Origin of the sequence: Bacillus cereus group sp. MG20, assembly GCF_040459885.1 — a bacterium.
GTDB classification, from domain to species: domain Bacteria; phylum Bacillota; class Bacilli; order Bacillales; family Bacillaceae_G; genus Bacillus_A; species Bacillus_A cereus.
Genome location: NZ_JARVHF010000001.1, coordinates 3,825,689 through 3,845,687, shown reverse-complemented (window position 1 = coordinate 3,845,687; position 19,999 = coordinate 3,825,689). Strand labels below are relative to the sequence as shown.

The window sequence follows — 19,999 nt, the reverse complement described above, 5'->3', positions numbered from 1 at the left end:
TTCTTCTTACAGTACAGATTCTTTTTTCTTTAATACAACATCTGTTAAACAATCAATAAATGCGTCCGATGCATTTGGCATTTCTGGACGATAATATTTCGCACCAATTTCATCCGTTACAACTTTACACTCAAAGTCGTTGTCATATAAAACTTCTAAATGTTCCGCAACAAATCCAACTGGTGCATATACGAATGAAGTATAACCGTGCTTTTCATTTAGTTCTCTCGTTAAATCTTGTACATCTGGACCAATCCAAGGATCTGGTGTGTTTCCTGCACTTTGCCAGCCTACTGCATAGTTTGCTACTTCAGCTCCGCGCGCGATATAGTCCGCTGTTTCATTTAATTGATCTGGATATGGATCGCCCATTGCAATAATTTTCTCTGGTAAGCTATGTGCAGATACGATTAATACTGCTTTTTCACGCTCTGCATCTGACATACCGTTATATATACCCTTCACTGCATCGACCCAGTACTGGATGAATTTCGGCTCTTTATACCAGCTATCAATGCCATGAATTGTTAAGTTTCCAAGTTTCTCAGCTTCTTCTTGTGCTCGTCCAACGTATGATTTCACGCTAAACGTAGAATAGTGAGGTGCAAGAACAAGTGCGATTGCATCTTGTATTCCGTCGTTATGCATATCTTTCACCGCATCTTCAATAAACGGTTCAATATGTTTTAAGCCAAGATACATATGGTACTCTACTTCATCTTGTACTTCATTTAAACGCTTCTCTAACTTCTTAGCTTGCTCTAATGTAATAGTAGCTAAAGGAGAAATACCACCAATTGCACGGTAACGCTCTGTTAAATCTTCCAGCATTTCAGGACTTGGCTTTCTTCCTCTACGAATATGTGTATAGTAACGTTCAATATCTTCTTCTTTATATGGCGTTCCGTATGCCATTACAAGCAAACCAATTTTCTTTTTCATACAGCAATTCTCCTTTACTTCGCTAACTGCCCTTTAGAGTATTCATGAATAAATGTAGTTAAACGTTTTAATGTATCCGGATTTACTTCTGGGAATACACCGTGACCTAAGTTAAAGATATAACCCGGCTGTTTCATCCCTTGATCTAAAATACCTTTTACATGTTCTTCAATAACAGACCATGGTGCAAGTAAGAATGAAGGGTCCATATTACCTTGTACCGCCTTATGAACGCCACGTGCACGTGCTTCTTCAATCGGTAAGCGCCAGTCTAAGCCGACTACATCAAGCGGTAAGTCGTGCCACTCATTCACTAAGTGTGCAGCTCCTACGCCGTGCATAATCATCGGTACACCCATCTTACGAACTTCTGCAAAAATACGCTCCATTGCTGGTTTAATAAATACGCGATAATCTGCTACATTTACTGTTCCAACCCAAGAATCGAAAATTTGAACTGCTTTTGCTCCTGCTTTAATTTGCGCTTTTAAATATGTAATAACCATATCTGCTAGTTTATCCATTAAAGCGAACCAAGCTTTTGGCTCTGCATACATGAACGCTTTCGTATTATGGTAGTTACGAGATGGACCGCCTTCAATCATATAGCTCGCTAATGTAAATGGAGCTCCTGAAAAACCGATTAACGGTACGTCTAACATTTCTGTCGTTAATAAACGAATTGTATCTAGTATGTACGGTACGTCATCTTCTGGATTGATTTCCCCTAGTTTTTCTACGTCTTGTAAAGAACGGATTGGATTATCGATAACTGGGCCAATACCTGATTTAATTTCTACGTCCACACCAATTGCAGGTAGTGGTGACATAATATCTTTATAAAGAATTGCTGCATCTACGTTATATTGATCAACCGGCAATTTTGTAACGTAAGCACATAACTCTGGATTGTGTGTAATTTCAAATAAAGAATACTTTTCTTTAATCTTTCTATATTCCGGCTGTGAACGACCTGCTTGACGCATATACCATGCTGGTACATAATCGGTACGTTCCCCCCTACATGCTTTTAAAAATGTCTCATTTATAGTTCTTACCAAGACCCTTGCTCCCTTCCTTACCAATGCTTCGAATACGTTCGATATTTATCTTTTTTTACTATACAGCTTGTAAAAACAAAATGCATAATATTATGTACGTTGTTCATTAAATTGACACAAACACTCTTAAAAACGCTTACTATTTTCACAACATTCTTATTATAACACAGAGAAAAACTATGGTTTAGCTACTTTCGACTTTTCTCCTTCACGATTCGTTTGTGTATTATATGGTACAACGTAAAAGCTCGGTTTTGAAAATATGTTAACGAACTTTTCCTCATATTCTCCAGCACCGTTTACAGTGCTAACATGCGTATGAATTCCATTCTCCACTCTATAGATTCGGTACATAATTCTGTTATCTGGAAGTGGCGTCCAGCTTAATTTTGCTTTAAATAAACCGAAAGGGCTAAATGATAGTTTCATTTTTACATCTTCAATTCTTCGCAGCCGAATCGGAGCACCGATTGTTTCCACACCTTCAGGCTTCATAAACTTCTCTTTATGCTCTACATTAGCCTTCGTTAAAATTTTCTTAAATAATTTTGTCGCAGATGCACTTTCTCCTTGCAACTGATGCTCCTTATCCGTGCGGTCATAACCAATCCAAACAGCGCCTACTAAGTTCGGTGTATAGCCGACGAACCACATATCTCTTGCTCCCTTATCGTCATTTGGCAATGAAGTTGTACCTGTTTTCCCAGCTAACGCACCGTTATATACACCAACTCTCGCTGTTCCTTCCTTCACAACTCCTTCTAACATTTTCGTCATATACCATGCTGTCTGCTTCGAGAAGATTTTCGTCTCTACTTTTGGAGATTCCCCAATGACTGCACCGTGTCTATTTAATACTTTATCAATAACGTGTGGCTCGATAATATTTCCATTTGCTAAAAATGAACGATACATTTTTACAAGATCAAATGTTGAAACGCCATTTTTCAATCCGCCAAGCGCTGTACTTAAACCAGCATCTGCAATATGGACATTTCCTTTTTCTAAATACTGCTTTCCTTCTTCTACCCCTAACTCATTTAATAAAGAAACTGCTGGTACGTTTGCCGACTCTAAAATCGCATCATACATCGTCATTTCTTTTGAATACTCATGATTATAATTTCGAGGTTCATACCCTTCAAAAGAATTTCTTTCATTTGTTAATAAAGAATACGGATTATACTTTTTCGTTTCTAGTGCTGGTGCATAAACGATAAGTGGTTTTAAAATAGATCCAGGCTGCCTTTTGGCAAAAACACGATTAAATCCTCTCGGGACGTACTTTCTTCCCCCAATCGCCGCTTTAATCCCTCCCGTACGATTATCCATTAATAAAAATGCACCTTGCGCCCCCTCTTCTTTCCCAGGGAAATTCCTTACATCTTGAAACTGGTTATATGCTACCTTTTGAATCTTTTCATCCATAGGTACGACAAACGTATATCCTCCGCGAAGTACTTCTTGATGAGACAATCCATATAAACGAGCGGCTTCATCTATGACCATATCAATATACGGCATATATGCAAGCTCATTCTCATCTAAGTTTTTATAAAGAGCAATTGTCTTTCCTTGATAGCGAACGCTTTCTTCGGCAGTCAAATAGCCTTGTTTATGCATAAGTGACAACACGAGATCGCGGCGTTCCTTACTCTTCTCTGCAGAGTAGTACGGTGAATATCCGTTTGGTGACTTCGGAAGGCCTGCAAGCATTGCCCCTTCCTCTACCGTTAAATCCTCAACATTTTTATTAAAATACAATTTTGCTGCCGCTTGAATACCGTAAGCCCCATGACCAAAATAAATATGATTCATATACATTTCAAGAATTTGTTGCTTCGTATATTTTTGCTCTAATTGAAGAGAAATTGCGACTTCCTTCAATTTGCGCGTAAATGTTTTTTCACGAGTTAAAAAGACATTTTTAGCGAGTTGCTGCGTAATGGTACTACCGCCCTCTACCTTTTCTCCAGCTAATGTATCTTTATAAAGAGCCCGGAATATAGACGGATAATCAATTCCTTGATGCTCATAAAAACGAGAATCTTCCACCGCAACAAACGCCTGTTGCACATACTTCGGAATTTGCTCGATCGGTACGAGGTCTCTATTTTCTACGTATAATTTCGTAATTTCTTTCCCTTTCTGGTCAACGATACGTGATGAAGAGTGGAAAACGAGCTGCTTTTCATCCATCATATAGCCACCAGCTAACACGATAAGTTTATAGAGTACAATCGCTACTACGAACGTTGCGACGCCGCCTAATAAAGTCCACTTTACTTTCTTCATACATCGTCCTTCTTTCCAAATGATGGTACATTTATTATTTGAAAAAGAAGTATCTTTATGTATATAATCTTCGAAGTTTTTTAAGAGAGTTGATATAATAGAAACAAACTATTAAGGGGGCATTAAAATGAAGGCGATTATTTCATACGAAACACCTCTAGAACAAGCACATTTCACTGCAAAAAATGATGAAAAAAATATGTTTTATAAAGAAAATACAGAAGCATCTGTAGAAGGTTCACTTCAGTATGACGTACTAGATGCTGTCGGCGAATTTAAAGGACAACCTGGCTATATCGTTTGTAACAACATTTCTGTCACAGACGAAGGTCGCCCAGTATTTGAAAACCGCTTTAAAAACCGCGCAGGCCTTATTGAAAACGAACCAGGATTCCAAGCGATCCGTGTTTTACGCCCATTAAGTAACGATACATATGTCATCTTAACGATGTGGGAAACAGAGCAAAACTTTAAAGACTGGACAGAATCACGTTCATTCGAAAATGCTCATAAAAAACGTCCCACACAAGCAGAAGGACAAGCTCCAGCGCATCCACATGCGGAACAGCAAAAGAGTATTTTCTCCCGTCCTTCTTTTGTGACTACTTTTGATGTGTTAGTTTAATTAAAAAGTAATACAACACTAGCAGTACGTGAAATTATATTAACGATTTTTCGAATATATCTATCACATCTTGAAATATATCAACGATTCGACTAAAGATATCCATTTAATAACAAAAAGGAAACACCATTACACACCGGTGTTTCCTTTTTCTTTGTACCAATTATATATACTAAGTGAATCTTTTTTTCTCATATGCTTTACTTCATAACCGCGCCCGGCTACCGCTACAAGAGTTGTACATAATTCATCTTTTCTTTGAAAATACGATTGATCATAACCTACTACTTGAACATGTCTTCTTCGCATTATTCCTGTATATTTCGAAAAATTACGATATACAACCGTTAGTTGATTTTCTCTTAATTCATAACCGCCACTTTTATATCTAGCATACGCAAGTAACGAAAACACGATAAATAACGGTAAAATAACAAACAACGCAATATATTGTTTAAAATATATACTCACGCTGGCAATTAGAACTGTGAGTATGATACTTATTGACCAGCCCATAATGAAATAACGATGCAACGCTGTTTTTGGTAAGTGAACGATCTCCGCTTCGATTTCATAAGGTAACTCTAAATATGTGAGCAGGTGCTGTACATCTTTTTTCTTCATAAATGGATGCAACATTACTTCGTTACTTGCTGCTCCAATACTTTGAATTGCTTCCACTTCAACAGCACAATAACCAAACGGCTGGCGAAGCATACCTTCTTTTACAGTAATCGCTTGAATGCGGTGCAATTTTAAGACAAACTCTTTCTTTTCAAATAATCCTTGAACGATACGAATCTCTTCCCCTTTTCGCTCAATTTTAAAGTTTGCATATTTCAACACATATCCAGCCGTGGAAATAATCCATGAAATTACCATTAAAATTAATGCAATTACAATTAGTTTATAAACACCGTTTCCCATCACATACGCTTCTACTTTACTTGTGAATCCTTCAGGAAGAACAAAATCAAACTTTGTGTAAAGAAGTACTAGTCCAGAGAACACTAGTCCGAACCGACCAGATGTAATCGCTGCGGCTAAAACCTCTTTCGTTGTTAACTGATAAACCGTCTTGCTCTCTTCCTCTTCTATTTCTTCTTTTACAGTAGTTTCTTTCTTATGTAATAAAGAGATTAAATGTTTTGCCTCGTCTTCTTTAATACCAGCCAACATCACTTCTGGCTCACTACCGCCGCCTGCTACTTCTATATTTAGCTTCATAAGTCCGAGCATTTGATAAATGGCGTTAGAAGATGTACTAATATTTTGTACACGCTCTTTATTTAAATAGCTTTCCTTCTTTACAAAAACACCGTGCTTTATATGTAAAATATTATTCTCAATCCAGTACACTTTAAAATACCATTTAATTGCTGAAAAAATAGCCATGATGAATAAAACAACCAGAAGGAAAAGATAAAATAAATACCAAGGTTCCACTTGTTCATCAGGTTTAAATAAAACAAGAATAATAAGTGGCAACAAACTCGCAACCCTAATACCTAACAATATCGTGATCGGATGTTGCCTCCTATACATCCTCATCACTCACTTTCGCAAGTTCTCCAATTTGTCTTTTCAGCTGTTCTGCTTCTTCTTTCGTTAAACCTGGGATACTATGAGAAGTTGCGGCTGTTGAAATGTGTAATTCTGCTAAATTATACTTTCTCATAATCGGCCCTTGCTCAATCGTTACGTGCTGCACACGGATCATCGGAATAAGTACGCGTTCTACAACGAACATTCCCTTTTGAATCTCAATCTCTTCTTCATTTAATCTGTAACTATAATAGCGCTGACGTAAATTTGGAAACACAAAATAATCAAGTGGAATAAATGTAATGGCTCCTGTTACTAATAGTCCAAACAACCACCCCCACCAATTAAAGTTAATCATGAAAAAGAAATATGCAATTACGACTGTTAGTATAACTGCCGCCCCAATTAAAGCGTGCATCCTCCACACTTTCAGCATATTAGAATGAATCTCCCTTTCTAACGGCTGCATCTCATCACTCCAATTCTATGAATTTATTACTTATATATTATCAAAAAATAAGGTTTTATATACATTTTTGTAAATTTATAGTCAAATAAAAATAGTTGAATCAAAAGCATATTAAAGAAAAACATACCCAATTTTGAAAATTATATATTATAAATATGAATTATATTGAACTAAAATAAACCTTACATGATTCATGCAAGGTTTATCGTTTTATACACAATATATTTCATCATTGTTGAGATATACTAGCATCGCTTTCAATTCGCTTTTCTTTTTGGCTCAGTTTTTTATCTTTAGATTTTTTTAATGTTAAAGTCATGCCAATAAAAATAAAAAGAATTCCTGTTATTTGCATTAAAGTTGGACGGAATCCAGTAAGTACAGTATCTAATAATATTGCCACTGCCGGATCTAAAAAAACTAATATTGAGATTGTTTTTGTAGATAAATGGCGTAAACTATCAAAAAACAGATAATATACTATCCCTGTGTGAATAAAACCAGTAGCTATAATATATGTCCAATTACTTTGAGTGAGGCCACTAAAAGCATCTAAATCTATAAATGGTATTAAAAGAAATATCCCCAAGAATGTTTGTAAAAATGTCATTGCATACGCACTCATTTTGTTAATCCCTTTACCAAATAAAGTTGTAAATGCATAAAAGAGAGCTGCAAGAAATCCCCATATCATACCTGAAGACATTAATGAACCGAAAGAGAAGCTTCCATCGATACCAGCAATTAATAAAGCTCCCACAAAACACACAACTATTGAAATGATAGATATTAATGTTAATTTTTCTTTAAAGACGATACTTCCAATTAACAGTACAATTACTGGTGCAAGATGATAAACTGAGATAGCAATTGTAACTGACATATTTTCAAAGGCTTTAAATAAGAAAACCCAATTAAATACTAAGAAAAAGCCACATATTAAAACTTGAATAACTTCTTTTCGTTCCCATTTATCTTGTTTATATTGCCCTGTAAGCAACCAGCATACACTTAAAAATATTGTCGCAAAAATACACCTTACAAACACTAATTCAAACGAAGGTAAGTTTGTTTGAACAGAAAAAAATCCAACTGATCCAAAGATAACCATTGATGCTATCATCTTTAAGGCCGGTACCGTTTTCTCTTGCTTAAAACTTTTTTGAAGCAAATTAATCCCCCTCCAATAAAAACTCGGTTTATAGTGAGAAAAACACCAGCCTAAAAAAGGACAGGTGCTTTTCCTCAAAAACACTCAATTAGAAATTTTTCCCTGCAGTCCAACCACCATCAATTACAAAATTAGAACCAGTAATAAAGCGGGCCTGATCAGAAATCAAGTACTCAATACATGAAACAATATCCTGCGGCAATCCCCAAGTATCTAAAGATTGATTACTTTTTATCATAGACATCAAGGCTTTATTACTAAAGTATTCTTCTGTAAGTTCAGTTCTAATAACACCGGGAGAAATGCTATTTACTCTTATATTTTGCTTCCCAAATTCCATAGCCATCTGTTTAGTCAATCCGATTAAGGCATGCTTTGATGCCACATAAGCAGCTCGCTCTGGTTCAGCCATTAATCCAGAAACCGATGCTATATTCACAATACAACCTTTTATTTTCGATTCACACCATCGCTTAGCTACTTCCCTAGAAAGGATAAATGGGGCTACTAAATTTACATCAATTACTTTTTTAAACATATCATCGGATAAATGTAAAACAGGTGTTATCTCTCGAATACCAGCTGCATTTATTAATATATCAGGAGAAAGCTTTTCTAAATCTAATTGAGTAAAAAGATTATGAATCGCTTCGCTATTACTTAAATCAATTTGCACTACTTTCAAAGGCATATCTGTTTTCATATAATCTATTAAGTTATTATTATTAATATCAAGAGCTATTACATGAAATGATTTTTCTAAAAAGTATTTTATACAAGCATGACCTATACCGCTATTGGCTCCAGAAATCATAATTATTTTATTCTCTCTCATTTTGTCTCCTTATAAGAAAATGTTACTAATAAAATATCACGAAAAGCCTCCGTACTACATTCTGTTCCAAGTGGCGTTACGGCATGGAAGACCTTTTGTCCAAATACTAAAGTTTCTAACGGCTCCTTCAAACTTATAAACTGATTAATTTCCCGAGGAGAATTAGCTATTAAATTATCTCCGCCGATAGCTGTATTACTTAAATTCATAAGGTGTAAAAACACTACTGGTTCATCATCTTTATGTAACCAAATAGGTGAACTAAAAGATGGTCTTTCTTTAGTAGCTTTATATCTTACTTGATGTAAGCCTATAATTAAATCTTTACTTTTATCTATTATATTTGTTTTAAATGCAAACTCAGTATCGAAACGCACGATATTTTGAATTAAAGGATTACATAAAAAGCTATCATTTATGCTATTGAACTGTCTAACTTTCCCGCCATCATCATAGTTATATTCTTTAGATTGGAAGTAATCATTACTATTATCTAAAATATAATCTGGTGAATCAACATACTTTATATACCTTGAATAAGATCTAGCACGGCATTCACCGTACGCATCATCTTCCAAATTATAATAATCTAACTGTGCTTGTGTTAATAAACTATGATTCTCTTCCTCTTGTAAAAAGATTTCATTTGAGATTTCAAGAAACCCTTTAGATTCAAATTCATGTACCTTTTCTTCTATGCTAAAGCCACTCATTTTACTAAGAACAAACGTCATTATAAAAACCTCCACACTATTGTATTTTTCTTTCTCACCCTATGTTAGAAATGCAATAAGTAACCGAGATTCTTGCTTAATAAAATTTAAAATTATGATATTCAATTAATACACCAAATGAAATATATGTAATCCATTAAAACTATTTCTTAAGCAATATTATATATCCTTTTGGACATTATTTCTAATTATCTGAAGATTTATCAACATTAGTCTTAATATTCGGAACTAAAGAAATAACTTTTTCAGGAAGATAAAACTGCGAGTATTGCAATTATTTATGTATATAACTTTTTTTAAAATTATATTTTAAATATAGCTAGTTTTTTATAATTTTTTTGATATAATTACATACGGGAAACGGGAAGAATTTTGTCTTCCCATGTGTTTTTATTTGCATCTAGTTCTTTTGCTAGATGCTTTTTTTATGCTAAAAAAGGTATCCTCAAATACTTTGAGGATACCTTTTCACTTTTATTATCTCTGCTGTTTTCTACCTAATACGAATAATCCAAAACTCATCATTACAAGAAGTGCTCCCATATATGGTTCCACAGGCATTTTCTGCCCTGTCTTCGGTAATTCTTTTTCCGGTTTTTCTGGATCTGATGTTCCAGGTTTCTCTGGATTCGGTGTTCCAGGTTTTTCTGGATCTGGTGTTCCAGGTTTTTCTGGATTCGGTGTTCCAGGCTTTTCTGGATCTGGTGTTCCAGGTTTTTCTGGATCTGGTGTTCCAGGTTTTTCTGGATCTGGTGTTCCAGGTTTTTCTAGATCTGGTGTTCCAGGTTTTTCTGGATTCGGTGTTCCAGGTTTTTCTGGATCTGGTGTTCCAGGTTTTTCTGGATCTGGTGTTCCAGGTTTTTCTGGATCTGGTGTTTCTGGACCTGGTGGTGCTAAATGATTCAATTTGTTTAATACTTCTAATTGAACTGCATTTATCATTCCATTTGTAATTTCAAATGGAATTGGATTAGTTAATTTTTCATATCCTTTTGGTGCTTCTACTTCTACTAGTGTGTAGTTACCTACAGATAGATCTGCGATTTTTGCCTTCCCATCTTTATCTGTTGTTACTTTCACTACTACTTTTCCCTTTTCATCATGAACTTCAAACACAGCTCCTGATAAGACTTCCTTGCTTTCAGCAGCCATTTTTGTAATCTCCACTGAACCTTTGTCTAACTGTTCATTCTCTACTTTCAATGATAAGACTTTCGTCATACCTTTTTTAATTTCGAATGATACTGGTTCCGTTAACTTCTTATAACCTGGTAAGCTCTTCGTCTCTACTAATTTGTATTTTCCTACTGATAGATCTGAAACGTTTGCTTTTCCTTCTTTATCTGTCGTTACTTCTGTTACTACTTTGCCTTGCTCATCTTGTACTTCGAAGACTACGCCTTCTAATACTTTTTGGCTATCTTTATCTACTTTTGTTACTTCTACATTTCCCTTGTCTAACATTTCATTTTCTACTGTTAAAGCAAGAGATTTTGTCATGCCTTTTTCAATTTGGAAAGTAATCGGATCTACCAATTGCTTATATCCTTTTGGTGCTTTTACTTCTACTAACTTGTATGTGCCAACTGATAAATTAGTAACTTGTGCTTGTCCTTTTTTATCTGTCGTTATTTTAGCGACTACTTGTCCTGCTGCATCTTGAATTTCAAAGACTGCATCAGCTAAAGCATCTTTATTTTCTTTATCTACTTTTGTAATTTCTATATTTCCTGTATCCACTAATTCATTTTCTACAGTCAATTGTAATGCTGTAACTCTACCTTTTTCAATTTCGAATGAAACTGGCTTTTCTAGTGGCTTGTATCCTGCCGGTGTTTCTACTTCTACTAACTCATACTTTCCAATAGATAAATCTGAAACGTTTGCTTTTCCTTCTTTATCCGTTGTTACTTTTGCAACTACTTTTCCTTTTGAGTCACGTACTTCAAATACAACATTTTCTAATAGAGCTTTACTGTCTTTATCTATTTTTGTGATTTCTACATTCCCCGTATCTACCATTTCATTTTCTACAGTGAACGTTAAAGATTTTGTCATACCTTTTTTAATTTCAAATGGTACAGGCTTTTCTAATTTTTTGTAGCCTGGTAAACTATCTACTTCTACTAGCTTGTACTTTCCTACTGATAAATCTGAAACTGTTGCTTTTCCAGCTTTATCTGTCATTACTTTCGTTACTACCTTGCCTTTGTCGTCTTGAACTTCAAAGACTACACCTGCTAACGGTGCCTTATTATCTTTATCTATTTTTGTAATTTCTACATTTCCCGTATCTACCATTTCATTTTCTATTTTTAATGATAGAACTTCTGTCATTCCTTTTTTGATTTCAAACGATACTGGTTCTGTTAATTTTTTGTAACCTGGTAAGCTTTCTTTCTCTACTAATTTGTACTTTCCTACAGATAAGTCTGAGATTTTTGCTTTACCATTTTTATCTGTTTTTACTTCCGTTACTACTTTGCCTTGCTCATCTTGTACTTCGAAGACTACGCCTTCTAATACTTTTTGACTATCTTTATCTACTTTTGTGATTTCTACTGAACCTTTGTCTAACTGTTCATTCTCTACTTTTAATGATAAGACTTCTGTCATACCCTTTTTAATTTCGAATGATACTGGCTCTGTTAATTTTTTGTAGCCTGGTAAATTCTCTACTTCTACTAGTTTGTAACTTCCTACAGATAGATCTGAAATTTTTACTTTTCCTTCTTTATCTGTTGTTACTTTCGTTACTACTTTTCCTTTTTCATCTTGCACTTCGAATGTTACGCCTTCTAATGCCTTCTGGCTGTCTTTGTCCACTTTTGTAATTCCTACTGAACCTTTATCTAACTGTTCATTCTCTACTTTTAGTGATAAGACTTCTGTCATGCCTTTTTTAATTTCAAACGATACTGGTTTTGCTAATTTTTTATATCCTGGTAAGCTTTCTACCTCTACTAGCTTATATTTCCCTACTGATAAATCGGAAACGTTTGCTTTTCCTTCTTTATCTGTCGTTACTTTTGTTACTACTTTATCTTTTTCATCTTGCACTTCGAATGTTACGCCCGCTAATACTGCGCCACTTTCTTTGTCCACTTTTGTAATTTCTACTGAACCTTTATCTAACTGTTCATTCTCTACTTTCAATGATAAAACTTTCGTCATACCTTTTTTAATTTCGAATGATACTGGTTCTGTTAGCTTTTTGTAACCTGGTAAGCTTTCTTTCTCTACTAATTTGTACTTTCCTACTGATAATTCTGAGATTTTTGCTTTACCATTTTTATCTGTTTTTACTTCCGTTACTACTTTGCCTTGCTCATCTTGTACTTCGAAGACTACATCTTCTAATACTTTTTGACTATCTTTATCTACTTTTGTTACTTCCACATTTCCCTTGTCTAACATTTCGTTTTCTACTGTTAAAGCAAGAGATTTTGTCATACCTTTTTCAATTTGGAAAGTAATCGGATCTACTAATTGTTTATATCCTTTTGGTGCCTTTACTTCTACTAACTTGTATGTGCCGACTGATAAATTAGTAACTTGTGCTTGTCCTTTTTTATCTGTCGTTATTTTAGCGACTACTTGTCCTGCTGCATCTTGAACCTCAAAGACTGCATCAGCTAAAGCATCTTTATTTTCTTTATCTACTTTTGTAATCTCTACATTTCCTGTATCCACTAATTCATTTTCTACTGTTAGCTTTAGCGCTGTTACTCTACCCTTTTCAATTTCGAATGAAATTGGCTTTTCTAGTGGTTTGTATCCTGCCGGTGTTTCTACTTCCACCAACTCATACTTCCCAATAGGTAAATCTGAAACGTTTGCTTTTCCTTCTTTATCCGTCGTTACTTTCGCAACTACTTTTCCTTTTGAATCACGTACTTCAAATACAACATTTTCTAATGGAGCTTTACTATCTTTATCTATTTTTGTTATCTCTACATTCCCTGTATCCACCATTTCATTTTCTACTTTTAATGATAGAACCTCGGTCATGCCTTTTTTGATTTCAAATGATACTGGTTTTTCTAGCTTTTTATAACCAGGTAAACTTTCTACCTCTACTAATTCATACTTTCCTACAGGTAAATCTGAAACAGTTGCTTTTCCAGCTTTATCTGTCGTTACTTTTGTAACTTCATTACCCTTTTCATCTTGGACGATGAATGTTACTCCCGCTAACGTTGCTTTATTATCTTTATCTATCTTTGTTATCTCTACATTTCCCGTATCTACCATTTCATTTTCTATTTTTAATGATAGAACTTCAGTCATGCCTTTTTTGATTTCAAATAATACTGGATCTGTTAGTTTCTTATAGCCTGGTAAACTTTCTTTCTCTACTAATTTGTACTTTCCTACTGATAGATCTGAGATTTTTGCTTTACCATCTTTATCTGTCTTTACTTCCTTTACTACTGTTCCAGCTTCATCTTGCACTTCAAAGACTACGCCTTTTAATGCTTTTTTGTTGTCTTTATCTACTTTTATAATTTCTACTGAACCTTTATCTAACTGTTCATTTTCTACTTTCAATGATAGGACTGTTGTCATACCTTTTGTAATTTCGAATGATACTGAATCTGTTAGCTTTTTGTAGCCAGGTAAGCTTTTCGTCTCTACTAATTTGTACTTTCCTACTGATAAATCAGAGATTTTTGCTTTACCATCTTTATCTGTTTTTACTTCTGTTACTACTTTTCCTTGCTCATCTTGCACTTCGAAGACTACGCCTTCTAATACTTTTTGACTATCTTTATCTATTTTTGTAATTTCTACTGAACCTTTGTCTAACTGCTCATTTTCTACTTTTATTGCTAAAGCTTTTGTCATACCTTTTTTTATTTCAAATGATACGGGTTCTGTTAGCTTTTTATAACCCGGTAAGCTTTTCGTCTCTACTAATTTGTACTTTCCTACTGATAGATCTGAAACGTTTGCTTTTCCATCTTTATCTGTTACTACTTTTCTTACTACGCCATCTTTCTCATCTTGGACTTCAAATTCGACACCGGCTAATACTGCCCCGTTTTCTTTGTCCACTTTTGTAATTTCTACATTACCTTTGTCTACCATCGTATTTTCCACTTGTATTGGGAATATGCCGTCCCCTGTTACATTTACTTCGAACTCTGTTTCTTTTAATTGGTATCCTTCAGGTGCTTTCGTTTCTTTTAAAATATATTTTCCTGGTGCTAACGGTTTAGAGATTGCCTTACCATCTTTATCTGTAACAATATGTTCGACTACTACACTGTCTTTTACTATATCAAACTCTGCATTTGCTAATGGTTTTTCACCATTTTCCGAATCAATTTTCTTTACTTCAATTTGACCCTTTTGCATAGTGTTTTTAATTTCAATTGTTTTTGTTTCTCCAGCTTGAAGTGTAACCTCTACTGGGCTTGTTAATTTTTGATATCCTTCTGGCGCTACTGTTTCATAAACTTTATACGTCCCAGGAGCTAAAGTTTGAGGTACTGAAAAACCTTTTTCGTCCGTTTTCAGTTTTGCAACAACTTCATTTGCACTATTTCGAACTTCAAATTCGGCACCTTTTAACCCTTTGTTCGGATTCTCAGCATCTATTTTATGAATTGATACTGTACCGTCTTTTGGAGCTTCAGGCGGCGTAATGGTTACTTCTTTTGATGTTAATGTTTTATCATCAAAATGTAATTCTGCTTTATTAGGAATCTTCTTATCTACGTAAGAAGATAAGTCTGCATTATTTTTAATTTTCGCCTTAATACTAAGGTTAATTATCTGGTCTTCATATGACTTATAGTCAAAACTCTCACCAAATGTAAATGTTACTTCACTTCTTTGTTTATCTATATTTAACGTTCCTTTAGAAGTAATATCTTGGCCATTTTGATCATACACCTTTGCCTCTAATACTTCTAAAACATCTTCTAAATCATCACTAATTACCATAGATGTGTATTTAGGAGGATCGTTCGGTATATGTGTACCAACTTGGTATTGAATAACTTGATCCATTTGTGTTAACTGCTCATTCTCTACAAGCTTGCCATTCTCATCAACTATATTTTTTTCAATGCTAGGTGGATTATTGTCACCTGAACCGGATCCTCCCCCACCACTTACAAATACTTGTCCTACTTTTTCTTCAGTTACAATATTTTTACCTTCTAATTTCACAGTATTTTTATGAGGCTTTGCAGCAGGATTAGTAATCTTTGTTTTATATCTTAAAATATAACCTTTTGAACTGTCTGGAAACTCAATTGTAAATCCAGTCTTCGTTGCATTTATTTTAATGTTAGATAAATCTGCTGGCTTAATATTTGTTGGTGCATAACCACCTTCAAATACAGCCTCTTCTAATACTACGCTGTCTGTAATTAACTCATGCCCAGGTCCTAATGTATCTGTTAACTTAAGATCTTGCATTTCTGTCCCAGTTGCATTTACATATACAAGCCAATCAGCAATCGAAGGATCTTCTTGATTATAAGAACCCCATTTCAATAGATTATCTGTATTGGGCTGTGGCTTCGGTCTCTCTGTCGTATTATTTACACTTACTTCTTTATTGACGATTTGACCATCAACGTTAAATTCTAATGGAATTTCTTTAACACCATCATATGCTTCTAGACCAAAGTAGAATTCTACGAATAAAGAACCTTTAATGTTGTTCTTTCCTTCTACGTAATCACCCATAGTACATGTTAATAGACCCTTTTTCATCTCACATGTACCAACTGTTTTTCCTTCAGCATCTTTTAAAGGAAAACTCATATTCATAAGGTCTTTTCGAAACTCTTTTGGCATATCAATTGTGAATTGATCTCCACTTTTTATTTTTTCTTTAGCTGACCACTTCACTTCTACTTTCATACCATCTGAGGCTTGATACGGTTCAGATGTCGTGCCATCAGTACGGGAAATATTAATTTCGTCCACTGGACTTTTCATCACAGCAGCTTGAATAACTGGAGCCCACACATTCAGCACTGAAAATAATACTAGAAAAACTAATGAAACCATTGAAATATGCCTTTTAGTACTTTTCATTTGCATAGTTCCCTCCTATTTTTTTATATTTATATAACAAAAAAAGACCGTCCGGTTGCATCAAAAATGTGCAACCAGACGATCTTAGTAACCAATATGTATTACCGTAGACTCTAAGCTTTGCGGCCTATCCTTTCGAATAGTGTGCTAAAAATATCTTTTATTCTTTTTTTGTTTCATTTTCCTCTTAAACCAAATATTACTATACCGTCTGGACGGTTATAATTCAATACTCTATAAAATTGTTCTATTTTTCTAATAAAAAAAACAATTCACCACTACATTAAATAAGTAATGGTGAATTGTTTTCACATTATATAGTTCGTATATTCTATTTATATGAATTACTAATAAGAGCTTGAATCACTTTTTCTCTTAACTCGGGGCTTAGTCTGCCAACCCCTAAATATTCCGAATACCATAATCCATCTGCTGCTAATCTAATAATTGTTGCACAAACTGAATCTATCTCATCGTTTTCTATATTCTTTTGCAGTTGCTGAAATGATTGTTGTAATGGCTCAAGTAATTCAGGCTTTAACATGAATGCTGCCATCATACTACTAGACAACTCTTCTGTTCTTCTCTCATTACTTAATCTTTCCTCTACAAAAGAGCGAACCCATCTCCCTTTCCTCTCTGAGTCTTCCGCTACTTTATTGTAAATAGCGCCCTCATAATCCTCTATCCCTCTGACTATCATACCTTCTATTAAAGCTTCTTTATTTGCAAAGTGATACAATAATCCACCTTTACTTACACCCGCCTCTTTTGCCACTGCTTCTAAGGTTAATTTAGCAACCCCTTTACATTGCACAATTTGAGAAGCGGCCGCCAAAATCTTTTGCCGCGTTATGCTGATACTCATTCCTTTTTAAAACCCCATTTCTACTAAATTTATATAAATACGAATCTTATTTTTAATATTGTTGATTACTACTAAGTATTTTTTTTATACAACAAAAGCTTCATTACCTTTGAATTTTTAGTTACTTATTCTATTAAAAATTTCCATATCATTCAATATGATAACATTAAATATACAAAGTTGACTATACATCTATACTTTTATATTCATTGAAAATATATCCATAAAAATGAAATGTATAAAAATTGATTATCCTTATACATCTAATCTATAATTTAAAGAGGTTTATATTTTCATAAAAATAAAGTGAAATTTTATAAGGATGATTCCATTGAAAAAATTTTCTATTAGTTATTTAATATGCTTACTGTTTTTTCTATCATTGTGAATGTTTTACAGTATACAAGCGTTCCAAATTATGCGGATTCATGGGGGCCGATTTGGGTATCTATTATTATGCTTTCAATTCTTGGAAGTATTCCTGTTCTTATCGGTTGTTTAATAGGCGAATTTTGTTATAGAAAAATAAAAGGAAGTCACGAATTAAAAATCGGTATTCCTTTATTTATAGTGTTAGGTATTTCCTACAATCATTTCTTCTTTATGTTGTTTAACGACCGATATTTTCTATCCTTTAATTTAGAAGCCTTTTTGGAAACAGGCCTACCTATTACGTTATCATCTTTATTATTTTACCTTATAAGACGCCGTTAATTCTTTCATCATTACATAAAAAAATGTTATTACTCTTGTTACATCGAGTAATAACATTTTTATTTAAATCTATTTAACTAATTTGCTTCCAACTAGTATCCTTCACATCTTCGCTAGTCGGCTTTCTAACTGATTTCACAAAACATTCCTCGCAAGCACCAAATGCAATGAAGTTTTTCTGTGCTTGTCTTAACGAGACTTCATTTGCCCCGCCTTCAAAGTCAGGATCGTTAAACTGTACCTCATCATCTTCCCAGTAACACATATTACAAATTTCATATGTACCTGGTGGTTCTTCTTCTATTGTTCTATACCCGCAGCACGGACATGTATATTTCATTCTGTTACTCCATTATTCATTTCTTTTTTCTCCCATATATTCCGGCCCATAAAGAATGTAACAGCGCAAATCATAATTATTACCATGAAAGTAGTATTAGAATCCTCATATGTAGTTGGAATTCCAATCGTTACAGAAACAATACTAAAAGCTAAAAGTAAATATAATAATAAAGATAGAATATAGCTTAGTTTAAATCGTAAAATGATACCTCTAAACAATAGCTCACCAAGTAGACAGCCACCTAAAATGATAGGTACTCCGAAATATAATGTAAGGACTCCCATTTGCGCAGTAGATTGAATTATCTTACCGATTATGTTCGGCGAAACCAGCTCACTATTGTTTCCCATCCTATCATATAAATCAAGTGCCGTTACTGAAATAAAGAAACTTAATATAGAAAACGAATACGGTATTAAAAATTTGCTCACTCTCATTCACCTCACTTTTTTTGTTTCACATATATTATTCATTACTTTCACAAAAAAATAGCCCTCTATGCTAAAACATAGAGGGCATAATTTTTATATAAAAACCTATACCTTATCCTGAAATCCCCCCCTAAACAGAACATCTAAACTATCTGTGCCCTATATTCTTTAGGGGATAGGTGGTTATTAGAAAGTAGTGCCTTCTTTTTTATAATATTCTTTTGAAATCTCTTCATAAAATGCGGCTGATGTCGCGTAGAAATACGGTGCTAACCATAAGAAACCGATTCCTATAGTAAGAATACTTAATATGAACCAGCCTAAGAAACTTAAGCATAGTAAAAAGTAATCCATTTTATGTCCATTCATCATATGACGACTCTCAGTAATCGCTTGATTCGCTGTATATTCTGGATGATCATTCAAAATAAAATATGTCATAGAATAAGAAAATGATTTAATAATACCTGGAATAATAAGAAGTAATGTCCATAGAGTCAAGTATACATACATTAGTAAATATGTTAAAAACGACTTCATCAACTTACTTCCATCGCTAAACCATCTAAATATATGACCAATGCGAGCATCAGTCCCACGAATTGCATTTAAAACAAGATAATAGGCACCTATTGTTAATGGACCAATAACAAGCATTACTATAATACTTACTGTAAGTGAATCACTTGCCTCTTCCCAACCCCAAAATATCGAGAAAATACCTGTTGTTAGCATTTCAACAGCTCCAATAAGGATTCCAATTAATAAAGTTGCCCCTACCGCTAATCCCCATCTTCCTTTTAATGCATCAAGTGCTTCTCTTTTCAACTGACTTATCATATATAACCTCCTAATACTATTTGTATTTTAGTATACCATTTATATCAAAAATTCCACATATTTTCCT

14 protein-coding genes, 1 pseudogene and 1 riboswitch are annotated in these 19,999 nt (G+C 34.1%); of the genes and pseudogenes, 2 read left to right on the top strand and 13 right to left on the bottom strand.

Features of this window, described 5'->3' with window-relative positions:
• Window positions 1-6: 6 nt before the first annotated feature.
• The 3 genes from hemH to QCI81_RS19700 all read right to left on the bottom strand — a co-directional run bounded on the left by hemH (window position 7) and on the right by QCI81_RS19700 (window position 4,298).
• Window positions 7-942 (bottom strand): ferrochelatase, encoded by a 936-nt coding sequence (gene hemH, locus QCI81_RS19710; protein ID WP_000726775.1) that lies wholly within the window; start codon window positions 940-942, stop codon window positions 7-9.
• Between the two features lie 14 nt (window positions 943-956).
• Window positions 957-2,003, bottom strand: coding sequence for a uroporphyrinogen decarboxylase (gene hemE, locus QCI81_RS19705; RefSeq protein ID WP_065482486.1), 1,047 nt, complete (start codon window positions 2,001-2,003; stop codon window positions 957-959).
• Window positions 2,004-2,180: 177 nt separating this feature from the next.
• Entirely contained in the window at window positions 2,181-4,298 is a 2,118-nt protein-coding gene (locus QCI81_RS19700) for a transglycosylase domain-containing protein (protein ID WP_071731571.1), read from the bottom strand.
• Window positions 4,299-4,425: 127 nt separating this feature from the next.
• Between QCI81_RS19700 and hmoB the strand changes: the two genes are divergently transcribed.
• A complete protein-coding gene (gene hmoB, locus QCI81_RS19695; RefSeq protein ID WP_071731570.1) occupies window positions 4,426-4,923 on the top strand; it encodes a heme-degrading monooxygenase HmoB in 498 nt (165 codons plus the stop codon).
• 129 nt (window positions 4,924-5,052) lie between these two features.
• Here hmoB and QCI81_RS19690 read toward each other — a convergent pair whose 3' ends face one another.
• From QCI81_RS19690 to QCI81_RS19660, 7 genes are all read right to left on the bottom strand, one after another.
• Window positions 5,053-6,468: a PH domain-containing protein gene (locus QCI81_RS19690; RefSeq protein WP_071731569.1), complete on the bottom strand. Its 1,416-nt coding sequence runs from the start codon at window positions 6,466-6,468 to the stop codon at window positions 5,053-5,055.
• Window positions 6,461-6,937, bottom strand: coding sequence for a PH domain-containing protein (locus QCI81_RS19685; RefSeq protein ID WP_001182726.1), 477 nt, complete (start codon window positions 6,935-6,937; stop codon window positions 6,461-6,463). Before QCI81_RS19685 ends, QCI81_RS19690 begins: the two co-directional genes overlap by 8 nt.
• Before the next feature lie 229 nt (window positions 6,938-7,166).
• On the bottom strand, window positions 7,167-8,108 hold the full coding sequence (locus tag QCI81_RS19680) for a DMT family transporter (RefSeq protein WP_000939632.1): 942 nt from the start codon (window positions 8,106-8,108) through the stop codon (window positions 7,167-7,169).
• Window positions 8,109-8,196: 88 nt separating this feature from the next.
• The gene (locus QCI81_RS19675; RefSeq protein WP_071731568.1) at window positions 8,197-8,943 is read right to left on the bottom strand and encodes an SDR family NAD(P)-dependent oxidoreductase; all 747 of its coding nucleotides are present in this window, start codon (window positions 8,941-8,943) and stop codon (window positions 8,197-8,199) included.
• Window positions 8,940-9,677 (bottom strand): 2OG-Fe dioxygenase family protein, encoded by a 738-nt coding sequence (locus QCI81_RS19670; protein WP_016082583.1) that lies wholly within the window; start codon window positions 9,675-9,677, stop codon window positions 8,940-8,942. Before QCI81_RS19670 ends, QCI81_RS19675 begins: the two co-directional genes overlap by 4 nt.
• Window positions 9,678-10,154: 477 nt before the next feature.
• Complete coding sequence (locus QCI81_RS19665) at window positions 10,155-16,742, bottom strand: SpaA isopeptide-forming pilin-related protein (protein WP_353810875.1); 6,588 nt, start codon at window positions 16,740-16,742, stop codon at window positions 10,155-10,157.
• Between the two features lie 60 nt (window positions 16,743-16,802).
• A riboswitch (cyclic di-GMP riboswitch) is annotated at window positions 16,803-16,895 on the bottom strand.
• Window positions 16,896-17,067: 172 nt separating this feature from the next.
• Window positions 17,068-17,604 carry a TetR/AcrR family transcriptional regulator gene (locus QCI81_RS19660; RefSeq protein ID WP_071731888.1) on the bottom strand — a complete coding sequence of 179 codons (537 nt, stop codon included), beginning with the start codon at window positions 17,602-17,604 and terminating at the stop codon, window positions 17,068-17,070.
• A gap of 331 nt (window positions 17,605-17,935) precedes the next feature.
• Between QCI81_RS19660 and QCI81_RS19655 the strand changes: the two are divergent.
• A pseudogene (locus QCI81_RS19655) lies at window positions 17,936-18,318 on the top strand (hypothetical protein).
• A gap of 73 nt (window positions 18,319-18,391) precedes the next feature.
• Here QCI81_RS19655 and QCI81_RS19650 read toward each other — a convergent pair.
• From QCI81_RS19650 to QCI81_RS19640, 3 genes are all read right to left on the bottom strand, one after another.
• Entirely contained in the window at window positions 18,392-18,658 is a 267-nt protein-coding gene (locus QCI81_RS19650) for a CPCC family cysteine-rich protein (protein ID WP_071731887.1), read from the bottom strand.
• Window positions 18,655-19,098, bottom strand: a complete 444-nt coding sequence (locus QCI81_RS19645) for a hypothetical protein (RefSeq protein WP_353810874.1) — start codon at window positions 19,096-19,098, stop codon at window positions 18,655-18,657. Before QCI81_RS19645 ends, QCI81_RS19650 begins: the two co-directional genes overlap by 4 nt.
• Before the next feature lie 180 nt (window positions 19,099-19,278).
• Window positions 19,279-19,932, bottom strand: a complete 654-nt coding sequence (locus QCI81_RS19640; RefSeq protein ID WP_000625399.1) for a DUF975 family protein — start codon at window positions 19,930-19,932, stop codon at window positions 19,279-19,281.
• Between the last annotated feature and the right edge of the window lie 67 nt (window positions 19,933-19,999).